The organism is Diaphorobacter limosus, from assembly GCF_033100095.1.
In the GTDB taxonomy this organism is placed as follows: domain Bacteria; phylum Pseudomonadota; class Gammaproteobacteria; order Burkholderiales; family Burkholderiaceae_C; genus Alicycliphilus; species Alicycliphilus limosus.
In genome coordinates this window covers 540,521-553,062 of record NZ_CP136921.1, presented here as the reverse complement: position 1 = coordinate 553,062, position 12,542 = coordinate 540,521, and the positions used below count along the sequence as shown (strand labels likewise).

Sequence of the window (12,542 nt, the reverse complement as noted above, 5' to 3'; positions counted from 1 at the left end):
CGCTGCCCCCCGAGGGGGGCTTTTCATCTTGGGGCGGCCCGGCAATGAAAAAACCCTGCCAGCAACAATGGCCTGCGGGGCTGGATGGTTCAGGCAGGCAGCATCAGGCTTGCGCCCCGTCCACGCGTCGCAGGTGCGCGTAGATCTGGTCCTTGAGCAGCAGCTTCTCCTTCTTCAGTTTCTCGATCTCATGGATCGTGGCGGCGACGATGCGCGCCTCCATGTTCTTGATCAGTTGGTCCAGCTCGTTGTGCTTGTCAAACAGGCGCGTGAAGTGGCCGTCCTGGCCCTTGATCTTGGTAATCAGGTCGCGATACTCGGGAAACATCGGTGCTCCTTAGGGGGGTGAATGACGCCTACAGTTTACGGGCTCGCCCCCGCCTCCCGAATTCACCACCGAGGCCGCCGCACCACCGCTGCCCCTGTGCAAGCATGTTCATGCGGCCTCGACAAGCCACCCGGGAGATCCCATGCGCCGCGTTGATGCCACTTTGCGCCCGAACCGCCATGATACTGAGCATGTTTTTCACATGCAGCGCTTATATATAAAGCGTTTGCAGCTATGTTTTTTGATGATTTTGGGTTGCATGGCGGCGCATGCCGCTCCGCCCTCGCCCACGTTGGCACAGCGTTACCACCCTGGAATAGACGTGACCGCCTACCGGGTCAGCGAGAAATACGACGGCGTACGCGCGCTGTGGACGGGCAGCCAGCTGCAAAGCCGCCAGGGCCTGCCGATTCGCGCACCCGCCTGGTTTACCGCCGGCTGGCCGGCAGAGCCCCTGGATGGCGAGCTGTGGGCCGGACGCGGCCGGTTCGCCGCCGCGCAGGCCGCAGTGGCGGCCGGCGCGCCCGACGACGCGCAGTGGCGCGGCCTGCGCTACATGGTGTTCGATGTGCCCAGCGCGCCGGGTGGTTTCGATGCCCGGCTGCCCACTCTGCAACGCCAGGTCGAAGCCATTGGCCAGCCCTGGGTGCAGGCGGTGCCGCAGTGGCGCGTGGCCAGCCATGGCGAGCTGATGCAGCAGCTGCGCGCCCACGACAAGGCCGGCGCCGAGGGCCTGATGCTGCGCCGGGGGGATGCGCCCTACCGCGGCGGGCGCAGCGAGGATTTGCTCAAGCTCAAGTCCTTCGACGATGCGGAAGGCCTGGTGGTGGGCCATGTACCGGGACGCGGCAAGTACGCGGGCCAGACCGGGGCGCTGCTGGTGCAAATGCCGGACGGCCAGCGCTTTCGCCTGGGCAGCGGCCTGAGCGATGCACTGCGCCGCGATCCGCCACCGCTGGGCACGCTGGTGACCTACCGCTTCAACGGCACGCACGCCGGCGGTCTGCCACGCTTTGCGCGCTTCTGGCGCGTGCGGGCGGATCAGCCACCGGGTGAAAAAACTAGCCAAATCGGGCCCTAGCGCCCGTCCATAAAGCGCTATCAGCTATCAAAACAATGGCTCAAGTAGCGATTCCTATTGACGCCGAATGACAAGCCTACCGAGCGTGGCACGGGCCAATCAACAGATATCGCTACTTGAGCCAAAACAATAGAAAAAACCGAGGGCCATAGCTCACCCTCGGTTCTGGCCTGACCGGTATGCCAGGTGGCGCGTCAGAGGGTGCGGCCGAAGGGGCCGTCGCTGCCCACTTGCACCAGCTTATCCTTGGCCGATGCACGTGCGCTACGCGCCTTGGGCGCAGCGGTGGCGCCCGGCTGGGCCACGCAGTCAGCGTAGTAGTGCACGTTACCGCTTTCGTCCTCGATCTCCACCAGGCCGTGGATGTCGGTTTCGAAACCGGGACACAGCTTGGCGAACTCGCGCGCGAACTTGAGGTAGTCCACGATCTTCCTGTTGAAGACCTCACCCGGGATCAGGAGCGGAATACCCGGCGGGTACGGCGTGATCAGACTGGTGGTGATGCGGCCTTCCAGCTCATCGACGGGCACGCGCTCGGTCTTGCGCTTGGCAATGTGGGCATAGGCGTCGCTGGGCTTCATGGCCGGGGTCAGGTCTGAGAGGTACATCTCGGTCGTCAGGCGCGCGATGTCGAACTTTGCGTATAGCTCGTGCACATGCTGGCACAGGTCACGCAAGCCCATCTTCTCGTAGCGTTTGTGCTGCTGGCAAAACTCTGGAAGGATGCGCCACATCGGCTGGTTCTTCTCGTAGTCGTCCTTGAACTGCTGCAGCGCGGCCAGCAGCGTGTTCCAGCGACCCTTGGTGATGCCAATGGTGAACAGGATGAAGAAGCTGTACAGCCCCGTCTTCTCGACCACCACGCCGTGCTCGGCCAGGTACTTGGTGACGATGGAGGCCGGAATGCCGGTCTTGCCAAATTTTCCGTCCAAGTTCAGGCCGGGGGTGACGATGGTGGACTTGATCGGATCCAGCATGTTGAAGCCATCGGCCAGATCGCCAAAACCGTGCCACTTGCTGGCATTGGCGGCGCCGTTCTTCTTTTTGCCCTTGCTGCGGAAGACCCAGTTCTCGGCCGTGCCCAGGCCCTCATCCACGAGCTCCTCGGGGCCCCAGACCTTGAACCACCAGTCGTCCTTGCCGAATTCCTCGGCCACCTGGCGCATGGCGCGGCGAAAGTCCAGCGCCTCGACGATGCTTTCCTCCACCAGCGCCGTGCCGCCGGGCGGCTCCATCATGGCGGCCGCCACGTCACAGCTGGCGATGATGCTGTACTGCGGGCTGGTCGAGGTGTGCATCAGGTAGGCCTCGTTGAACAGGTGGCGGTCGAGCTTGGTGGTCTGGCTGTCCTGCACCAGCACGTGCGAGGCCTGGCTGATGCCGGCCAGCAGCTTGTGCACCGACTGCGTGGCATAGACCACCGAATGCTGTGGCCGCGCGCGCTTCTTGCCCATGGCATGGAAGGTGCCGTAGAACGGGTGGAAGGCCGCATGCGGAATCCAGGCCTCGTCAAAGTGCAGGTTATCGACATAGCCATCGAGCATGCCCTTGATGGTCTGGGTGTTGTAGAGCACGCCGTCGTAGGTGGACTGCGTCAGCGTCAGCACGCGCGGCTTGATTGCGGCCGCATCCACATCCTTGAGCAAGGGGTTGGCGCGGATCTTTTCCTGGATGGTGGCTGGTTCGAACTCGCTTTGCGGTATCGGGCCGATGATGCCGAAATGGTTGCGCGTGGGCTTAAGGAACACCGGAATGGCCCCGGTCATGATGATGCTGTGCAGTATCGACTTGTGGCAGTTGCGATCCACCACCACCACGTCGCCCGGCGCCACCGCGTGGTGCCAGACGATCTTGTTGGACGTGCTGGTGCCATTGGTGACGAAGAAGCAGTGGTCGGCGTTGAAGATGCGCGCGGCATTGCGCTCGGACTCGCCAATCGCGCCGTTGTGGTCCAACAGCTGGCCGAGTTCTTCCACCGCGTTGCACACGTCGGCGCGCAGCATGTTCTCGCCATAGAACTGGTGGTACATCTGGCCGACCGGGCTCTTCAAAAACGCCACGCCACCCGAGTGGCCTGGGCAGTGCCAGCTGTAGGAGCCATCCTCGGCATAGTCCAGCAGCGCCTTGAAGAACGGCGGCTGCACCCCCTCCAGGTAGCTCTTGGCCTCACGGATGATGTGCTTGGCCACAAACTCGGGCGTGTCCTCGAACATGTGGATGAAGCCGTGCAGCTCGCGCAAGATGTCGTTGGGCAGGTGGCGCGCGGTCTTGGTCTCGCCGTGCACGTAGATCGGCACCTCGACGTTCTTGCGCCGCACCTCCTCGATGAAGGCGCGCAAGCTGTGCACGATGGGATCCTGCCCCGTGCCCAGGGTGAACTCCTCATCATCGATGGACAGGATGAAGGCGCTGGCGCGGCTTTGCTGCTGGGCAAATTGGCTCAGGTCGCCATAGCTGGTCACGCCCAGCACCTCGAAGCCCTCGGCCTCTATGGCCTGGGCCAGCGCCCTGATCCCCAGGCCGGAGGTGTTTTCTGAACGATAGTCCTCGTCGATGATGACGATGGGAAAGCGAAATTTCATGCGCTGCCTCCGGCAACCTGGTCAATAAACAAAATAGGCGCGAAGTGTATGAAAAATGGGCTTGTTACCTATGAAACTGCTGGTATTTCGCCCAAAATTCGTCGCACTGGAAACAAAAAACCACAATACGAGCCAAGGAGATACAACATGAACCTCAATCCCGCCACTCTCTGGTGGCTGATGGCAGGTGTCACCGTGGCCATAGAGCTGCTCAGCGGCACCTTCTACCTGCTGATGCTGGCCATAGGTATGGCCGCAGGCGCCGTGGCAGCGCACATGGGCCTGGGCCTGACGATGCAGATCGTGACCTGCGCCGTGGTCGGGGCCAGCACGGTGCTGGTGGCCTATATCAAGCGCCGCTCACGCCCGGGCGAACCCAGCCCCCGGGCCGAGCGCAGTGTGAACCTGGACGTGGGCGAAACCGTCTTCATCGACGCCTGGCAGGCCGACGGCACCGCTCAGGTCAAATACCGCGGCGCCAATTGGACTGCCATCCACCGTCCTGGCATCACCCCGTCGGTCGGCGCTCATCGCGTGGCCGAGCTGGTGGGCAACCGGCTGCTGGTCGATCCGCTGTAACTTGAAATCACAGAAAGAATACCCCCCATGGAAGTCGCCATCGTCCTCTTCGTCATCGCCGTGATCTTCATCGCCCGCGCCGTCAAGATCGTGCCCCAGCAGCATGCCTGGGTGAAGGAGCGCCTGGGCAAGTACGCGGGTACCCTCTCGCCCGGCCCGAAGTTCATCATTCCCTTCATCGATCGCATTGCCTACAAGCACAGCCTGAAGGAAATTCCGCTGGACGTGCCCAGCCAGGTGTGCATCACCAGGGACAACACGCAGCTGCAGGTGGACGGCATCCTGTACTTTCAGGTCACCGACCCGATGCGCGCCAGCTACGGCTCAAGCAACTACATCAGCGCCGTGACGCAGCTGGCGCAGACCTCGCTGCGCTCGGTCATCGGCAAGCTGGAGCTGGACAAGACCTTTGAGGAGCGCGACCTGATCAATGCCAAGGTGGTCGAAGCCATCGACGAGGCGGCGCTCAACTGGGGCGTGAAGGTGCTGCGCTACGAGATCAAGGACTTGACGCCCCCAGCCGAGATCCTGCGCGCCATGCAGGCGCAGATCACCGCCGAGCGCGAAAAGCGCGCCGTGATCGCGACATCGGAGGGCAAGCGCCAGGAGCAGATCAACCTGGCCGAGGGCGAGCGTCAGGCCTTCATCGCCAAGTCGGAGGGCGAGAAGCAGGCCGCCATCAACAACGCCGAGGGCGAGGCCGCCGCCATCACCGCCGTGGCCGATGCCACCGCCGGCGCCATCGAGCGCATCGCCGCCGCCATCCGCCAGCCCAGCGGCGACCAGGCGGTGCAGCTCAAGGTGGCCGAGAAGGCCGTCGATGCCTACAGCAAGGTCGCCGCCGACGCCACCACTACCCTCATCGTGCCCAGCAACATGACCGAGGTCTCGGCCCTGGTGGCGTCAGCCATGAAGATGATCCAGACCAGCCAACGTTGATGCCTACTCCTGACTACCCGCGCACTGCACCAGCAGCCAGTCTCTGAAGCCCATGACCAGCGGCGTCTGCGCACGCGCTTCGGGGTAGACAAGGTAGTAGGCGTCGGCGCTCACAACCGCATCGTCAAACAATTGCACCAAGCCGGCGCTGGCCAGCTCCTGCGCGATCAAGAAGCGCGGCAACAGGGCCACGCCCTGGCCACACACCGCGGCCTGGGCAATCATGGCGAAATGCTCCAGGCGCGGGCCGCGCAGCGCCACGGTGGTGGGTGCGCCCACCTGTTCAAACCACTCGGCCCATTGCGTGGGGCGCGTGCTTTGCTGCAACAGCACCACGCGCGTCAGATCCTGCGGGCTGCGTATGCCATGCCCCTGGCGAAAGGCTGGGCTGGCCACGGGCACCACCTCTTCGCGCATCAGGAACTCGCACACGGCGCCAGGCCAGGTGGGGGCGCCAAAATGGATGGCGGCATCAAAAGGCGTGCCGGCAAAGTCAAACGGCTCGGTGCGCGCTGCACAGTTCACAGTTACATCAGGGTGCTGCGCCGTGAACGATCCCAGGCGCGGTATCAGCCAGCGCGTGCCCAGCGTGGGCAGCACGGCCAGGTTCAGCAGGCCGCCCGCGTGCGAGAGCGCCATGGCCTTCTGCGGGGTCTCCTCGTTTTCAGTGCAATAAGTGACGGTACGCAAAGCTAGCACTGGCGCGGGGGTGGTCTGGGTAGACCGTTGATTTCATTGACTTTCCTGTTCGCTTTGTAAACGGGTATGGTGCCCGTTTGCTTGGTTTTGATCTTTGCCCGCGGTTGAAGGAACTCAAACAGCGCCACCTCTTTGTGCCACGCGGCACCAAAGTGCCCGCAGAAATCGCTGCGGTGTGCGAAGCCAATGTCGACGTCGCTTTGATCGAAAAGCATTGGGATAGTCTGGTGCACCTGGCAGCCTCGGTCATGAGCGGACATGCCAGTGCGGTGGCAGCTCTTGCGCGGTTCGGTTCTGCCGCCCAGGGCGATCCAATCTATGAGGCTGGCGTGCAATTGGGGCGGTTGCTGCGTACGGCGTTTTTGGCTGACTACTTTGTCAAGGACGCTTTCAGGAACGAGTTGCGCCGGGTGCTCAATCGGGGCGAGGCTGTTAACGCCCTCAAGCGCGCCATTTATACCGGCCGGATCAGCCCGGCGCAGGCCAAACGTGTCGATGAAATGCAGGCTGTGGCCGATGCGTTGAGCCTGATGGCCAACATCGTGATGGCGTGGAATACCTCACAGATGCAGGCGGTCCCTGGATCGCTGGTCGAACCGCCGCCAGGTCATTCCACCGGAACTGATCGGGAAGATTGCGCCCACCAGGCTGGAGAGCATCAACTTGCGGGGTGTGTTTCGCTTCCCGGTTGACCGCTATGCTGACCAAATCCTGCCTTCGCGGCCAAATGCATCGATAACTGGCACCAATGGATGAAACCGACCACGGTTTGACGCCACGAATCGCAGATTTGAAAGTGAACAGGAAAGTCAATGAAATCAACGATCTACCAACACCACCTCCGCGCCAGTGCTAGCTTTTCGTACCGTCACTTATTGCACTGAAAACGAGGAGACCCCCTGAAAGCGTCCTTGACAAAGTAGTCAGCCAAAAACGCCGTACGCAGCAACCGCCCCAATTGCACGCCAGCCTCATAGATTGGATCGCCCTGGGCGGCAGAACCGAACCGCGCAAGAGCTGCCACCGCACTGGCATGTCCGCTCATGACCGAGGCTGCCAGGTGCACCAGACTATCCCAATGCTTTTCGATCAAAGCGACGTCGACATTGGCTTCGCACACCGCAGCGATTTCTGCGGGCACTTTGGTGCCGCGTGGCACAAAGAGGTGGCGCTGTTTGAGTTCCTTCAACCGCGGGCAAAGATCAAAACCAAGCAAACGGGCAGCTTTGCAATGGCGACGAGCAACGACCGCACGGGGCGAATTCCATCAATCAATCCCTCGCGGACCAGGGAGGCCCTGCTCGGTGGTTTGCGTTTCTGGGTTTCGGTGATCAAGGCTTCAAGACGGGCACGCAACTCAGCATCTGGCACCGCACCTTGCGCGCTCAAGGCAACAAGTTCGCCGAGCAGCGTTTTGTACATTGCGGCCCAATTGACGGTAGCGGGGACATCGGCGGCAGCCTGACGCCACAGATCGGCGATCCGGCGCTGCACCATAAGGATCAACTGGTCTGTGGTGGTGAACAGGCAATACCGAAGAAAGCATGCGACCTCCACGGTGCGCGCTGGCTCTTTGATCTTGGCTCCGGCTGAGGGCGGCCTGGAGACAAGTCGGCGCGCGTAGCGGCGCAAGATGAGATCGGGGATGTCTGCCAGGTGCTTATGAACGTCCAGCGTGTAAAGCAGGTCGATGCGCTCCAGTACCTCGCTGATTTGGCGGGTTGAGTGTTTCGCCGGTGCAGCCCATAGCCAACTCTGCTGGGTTTGTCCATCTGGGCGCAGCTCTGAAACTGAGGCTCGCCAGCGATCAAGTGTTGCTGGATCAACGCTGGCGGCGATGGCGGTGCCTGTTTCAACTTCAAACTGGGCAAGTGCCGCCGCAATCAGTGTCCGAATTGCCCGCTCGTGCACGATCACCAGCTTGTTCTTGTACAGCCATTGACGCGCCCGCACGAGTAGCTGATCGCGGTCGGCGCAGCGCGCCACTTCGTCGCGCAGTTCACGTACCAGTGAGCGGCGCTGGTGCTCGCTCATCCACTGGAATCCAAGGGCACCGTGCAGGCTACTTGTTGGTGATCGAATAGCGTGCGCCCGCGTTCATACATGGCTCTCAGCGAGGCGACTTCTGGTGCTGCAATGCCAAGCTCGTTGCCAAGGTGGCGCCACAAGGCTACTGGAATTACCCGAAAGGCACCGAGCAAACGCCCACTCATGCGCAGGAAACCAATATGGAGCGCCAGACCAAGCTTGTGGGAATCACCTCGGCGTGCATTGATTGCGTCGCGCTCGGCACCATCGAAGGTGAAAAATGCCTTCATCTCGAAGTCGCTGATATCGCGGGGGAGCCCACGCATCCCCAAAAACGTTGTGTGCCAACCCTGCATCGTGAACCTCAAAAGTGGGAGGCCACCATACCCGTTTACAAAGCGAACAGGAAAGTCAATGAAATCAACGGTCTACCCAGACCACCCCCGCGCCAGTGCTAGCTTTGCGTACCGTCACTTATTGCACTGAAAACGAGGAGACCCCTTGTAGGCCCAGGAATCGCGCCCAGAAGCAACGCCCAATGAGAAGTTGTCAAACAGCTTCGCGTCGTCGCTCTTTTTATCGCCCAAGACAATGAACTCGCCAAAGCTGTCATCACGCTGCTTGAGCCAGTCACCGTGTTCATCTGGGGTGATGCTGCTCCAGCCATTTTTGGCGGTAACACCCGCCAGGCTTTAGTAAGCAGCTATCTTTTCTAGCTTTTCCTCACGGCTCAGGTAGTTGCCAATGTCGTGAAAATAGATGCGGCCATGCTGTGCGGCATTCGGGTTTTTGACCAGCAGCGAAATCGCAATCGGTGCGCGGCTACCACTGCCAAAAATCTTGCCGCCCTCTTTGCGCGATGTCTCTCCGCTGGTGCGTTGATTCCCCCGCAAGTGAAACACATAAATGTTGGAGAACTCATCGGCCAGACATTTACGCAGGCCGTCGGCTTGGTTGGACTCAACCCATCCCGCATTGGTCACAAAACCAATCACCCCCGCATTGCCAATGCGGTCGGAAGCCCAGCGAATGGCGCGGATGTAGCTGTCATAGAGCTGCCTGACAGAAGTCATTACTGAGCCAGTCGCATAGGTAGAGCGGATGCGCTCGTCCAGGTGCGGGTAGTCGATATTGGCGTTGTTGTCGTTGGCGCTGGTCTGACCTACGGAATACGGAGGATTCCCCACAATCACCCGAATATCCAGCTTCTTCTGCCGCTTGCGCCGGGCGCTGTTATCCACCGTAAGGGCACTGACCAAATCGTCCTTCTCGTACATCCGGAAGGTGTCGGTCAAGCAGATGCCTTCAAATGGCACGTACTTGCCGCCCACCAGGCTGTGGTAGCTGGCCTCGATGTTGATGGCGGCGATGTAATAGGCCAGCAGCACAATTTCATTGGCGTGAATCTCGTGCTTGTACTTGTGCGGCAGCTCGTCAGGACTGATAAGGCCCGATTGCAGCAGCCGGGTGACGAAGGTGCCGGTGCCAGTGAAAGGGTCGATGATGTGCACGCCCTTGCTGCCCAGGGTCTGGCCGAACTCCTGCTTGAGCAGGTCATTGACGCTGTGCAGGATGAAGTCCACCACCTCCACGGGCGTATAGACGATGCCCAGGCGCTCGGTCATCTTAGGGAAGGCGTTGCGGAAGAACTTGTCGTACAGCTCCACCACGATTTTCTGTTTGCCTGCGGCGCTGTCGATGCCCTCAGCGCGTAGCTTCACGCTGTCATAGAACTTTTGCAGGGTGTCAGCTTCTTTGTCCAGGCGGTGCTCGTGCAAGGCTTCCAGCACGCCCTGCATGGCCTTGGACATGGGGTTGTGCTCGGCAAAGCTGTAGTCGGCAAACAGGGCATCAAACACCGGCTTGGTGATGAGGTGCTGGGCCAGCATTTCCACAATCTCGCCATCGCTGATGCTGCCGTTCAGGTCGTCGCGCAGCTCTTCGGCAAAGGTGGCAAAGGCTTGCTGCTCTTTGGTATTGGCGGGGTTGTCCAAGATGCCCTGGATGCGATCGATGTGGGTGCGGGCAATCTTGGCAATGTCGTTGGCCCAGTCTTCCCAGTGGTGGCGGTTGCCCACCTTTTGCACCAGCTTGGCGTAGATGGCTTTTTCCACCTCGCCCACCTCAAATTGCAGATCGCCTTGCAACTGCTCCTGGCTGGGGCCACCCGGCGCGTCAGGGTTGCCAATACTGAAGCCGTTGCGGCCAGCATTTTTGTTTTTGGGGAGGGTTTTGCCGTCACCGTCTTTGGACTTGCTGGTCTGCTTCTTGTCCACCTTGTCGGTGATGGCGATGACTTCCATCTTGGCAGGATCGCGGCCAATCAGATCCAGCTTGTTGACCAGGGCGTCAAACTTGTCGTCGTGGCTGCGCAGCGCTTGCAACACCTGCCACACCACCTTGTAGGTCTGGTTGTCGTTCAGGGCTTCGTGTGGCTCCACGCCTGCCGGGATAACCACGGGCAACACCACATAGCCGCGCTTCTTGCCGGGGGCATTGCGCATGACACGACCCACGGACTGCACCACGTCCACCTGAGAGTTGCGCGGGGTGAGGAACAGCACGGCATCCAGAGCGGGCACGTCCACGCCTTCTGAGAGGCAGCGCACGTTGGAGAGGACGCGGCAGGTGTTTTCTGGCGGTTCGTTTTTGAGCCACGTCAGCAAGGCCTCTTTCTCGCTGGCGTTCATGCTGCCGTCCACATGGTCGGCCTCGCACGTCAGGTTAAAGGACGGGCTGTTGCGTTCTTCGTCGCTCAGGTCGGTTTCACTGGCCTGGTAGGCTTCCACCACGGCCTGGAACATGCCCGCAATCTGTTTGGAGCTGACCTTGTGAGTCTTGCTGCCTTTCTTCTGCTCGATGACCTGGCAGAAGGCCACGGCGCGTTTCATGGGGTCGCCATCGCCCACCAAGTCGTCATGCAGACCCTGCTTGGCCAATGCTTTCCAGCAGCCAATGATCTTGGCGGCATCGTCCACGCGCAGCTCGTTGTTGTCGTTCTTGAGCAGGTCTTGAATGCGGCGACTGACGTGGCTTTCTTCAATCGCCAGAACCACCACCTTGTAGTCGCACAGCAGGCCCAGGCGCACAGCCTCCGAGAAGTTGATGACGTACAGCTCCGGCCCGTACAGCAGTGGGTCGTCCATGGAGCACAAAGCCACGTTGTCGGCTTCAGCCTTGACCTTGGCGTTGTCGCCATAGATGCGCGGCGTGGCCGTCATATACAGGCGCTTGCCCGCTGCAATGAATCCCGCGTCATGCACCTTGACGAAGTTGCTTTCGTCATCGTCTCCAAAGGTGGCCCCCGTAGTGCGGTGGGCTTCGTCGCACACGATGAGGTCAAACGCGGGCAGGCCGTGCGCTTTCTGCGCCTGGCTGATGGTGTCGATGGAGTGGTAGGTGCTGAACACCACGCTCATGTGGTCACCGTCATGGCGCTTGCCCATCTCCTGGGCCAATCGTGCAGGGTCTGTCGTGGCGGGGTAACGCAGCTCGTGGGTGAAGGTCTGCACCACGTCATCATCCATCTTGCGCTTCTTGCCCACGTCGCTGTCAGAACACACGGCAAAGCTGTGCAAGGGGATGGCGCTTTCCTGAGTCCACTCGGTCAGGGTCTGCGACAGCAGCGACAGACTGGGAACCAGGAACAGCACGCGCTTTCCTGCTCCTGCATAGGCTTCGGCAATTTTCAGGCTGGTGAAGGTCTTGCCCGTGCCGCAGGCCATGATGAGCTTGCCTCGGCTTTCACGTACAAAGCCTGTCAGCGTGGCATTCAAGGCGCTTTGCTGGTGCGGTCGTAGCGCCTTCTTGGGCTTGAGCGTGGGCGCTTGCTGCGGCTGGTACTTGGCCCAGTCGATCTGGCTCGCCTCCAGGTCACTCAGGTCAATCTTGCTGACAGGAGGCTGCTGGTCGCGCAGGGCATCTTCGGCGTGTTCACTCCAATGCAGGCAGGTGCTGACGATGATGCGGTGAACAAATGGCTTCTTGCCGGAAGCAGTAAAGAAGCTGTCGATATCGCTTTTTTGCAGGCGGTAGTCACTGGCGTACAGCTTGCACTGGATGGTGTGAATTTCGCCGGTCTGCGTCTGAGCCACCAGGTCAATGCCCGCATCGCGCTTGTCCAGGTCTTGCTCACCCGCCCAGTCGGCATACGTCCATACCTTGGCGTACAGGTCGCGGTAGCTGGCTTCGTTGCGCAGATAGGCCAGCATCAGCTCTTCAAAGTAGGTGCCTTTTTCGCGCTCGGAAGCGGCTGCATTGCGGTAGGTGTCCAGGAGCTGGGAGAGAGCGGTCATTGTTTTTGATT

6 protein-coding genes and 3 pseudogenes are annotated in these 12,542 nt (G+C 60.9%); 4 read left to right on the top strand and 5 right to left on the bottom strand.

Going from position 1 to position 12,542, the window contains the following annotated elements; genetic code table 11:
* Positions 1 to 103: 103 nt before the first annotated feature.
* The gene (locus tag P4826_RS02690; protein WP_317702437.1) at positions 104 to 328 is read right to left on the bottom strand and encodes an HP1242/YdcH family protein; all 225 of its coding nucleotides are present in this window, start codon (positions 326 to 328) and stop codon (positions 104 to 106) included.
* Between the two features lie 202 nt (positions 329 to 530).
* Between P4826_RS02690 and P4826_RS02685 the strand changes: the two genes are divergently transcribed.
* Entirely contained in the window at positions 531 to 1,409 is an 879-nt protein-coding gene (locus P4826_RS02685; protein WP_425605207.1) for a DNA ligase, read from the top strand.
* A 194-nt stretch (positions 1,410 to 1,603) separates the two neighbouring features.
* Here P4826_RS02685 and P4826_RS02680 read toward each other — a convergent pair whose 3' ends face one another.
* Positions 1,604 to 3,991 (bottom strand): Orn/Lys/Arg family decarboxylase, encoded by a 2,388-nt coding sequence (locus P4826_RS02680; protein WP_317702435.1) that lies wholly within the window; start codon positions 3,989 to 3,991, stop codon positions 1,604 to 1,606.
* 147 nt (positions 3,992 to 4,138) lie between these two features.
* Here P4826_RS02680 and P4826_RS02675 point away from each other — a divergent pair, with 147 nt between their 5' ends.
* Positions 4,139 to 4,570 carry an NfeD family protein gene (locus tag P4826_RS02675; protein ID WP_317702434.1) on the top strand — a complete coding sequence of 144 codons (432 nt, stop codon included), beginning with the start codon at positions 4,139 to 4,141 and terminating at the stop codon, positions 4,568 to 4,570.
* Positions 4,571 to 4,597: 27 nt separating this feature from the next.
* Complete coding sequence (locus P4826_RS02670) at positions 4,598 to 5,509, top strand: SPFH domain-containing protein (protein WP_317702433.1); 912 nt, start codon at positions 4,598 to 4,600, stop codon at positions 5,507 to 5,509.
* 3 nt (positions 5,510 to 5,512) lie between these two features.
* Here the strand turns inward: P4826_RS02670 and P4826_RS02665 are convergent.
* A pseudogene (locus P4826_RS02665) lies at positions 5,513 to 6,157 on the bottom strand (LysR substrate-binding domain-containing protein); the annotation flags it as partial.
* 122 nt (positions 6,158 to 6,279) lie between these two features.
* Here P4826_RS02665 and P4826_RS02660 point away from each other — a divergent pair.
* A pseudogene (locus P4826_RS02660) lies at positions 6,280 to 6,964 on the top strand (Tn3 family transposase); the annotation flags it as partial.
* 115 nt (positions 6,965 to 7,079) lie between these two features.
* Here the strand turns inward: P4826_RS02660 and P4826_RS02655 are convergent.
* Positions 7,080 to 8,592 (bottom strand): annotated as a pseudogene (locus P4826_RS02655) (Tn3 family transposase); the annotation flags it as partial.
* 336 nt (positions 8,593 to 8,928) lie between these two features.
* Positions 8,929 to 12,531, bottom strand: coding sequence for a DEAD/DEAH box helicase (locus P4826_RS02650; RefSeq protein WP_317702432.1), 3,603 nt, complete (start codon positions 12,529 to 12,531; stop codon positions 8,929 to 8,931).
* Positions 12,532 to 12,542: the final 11 nt, after the last annotated feature.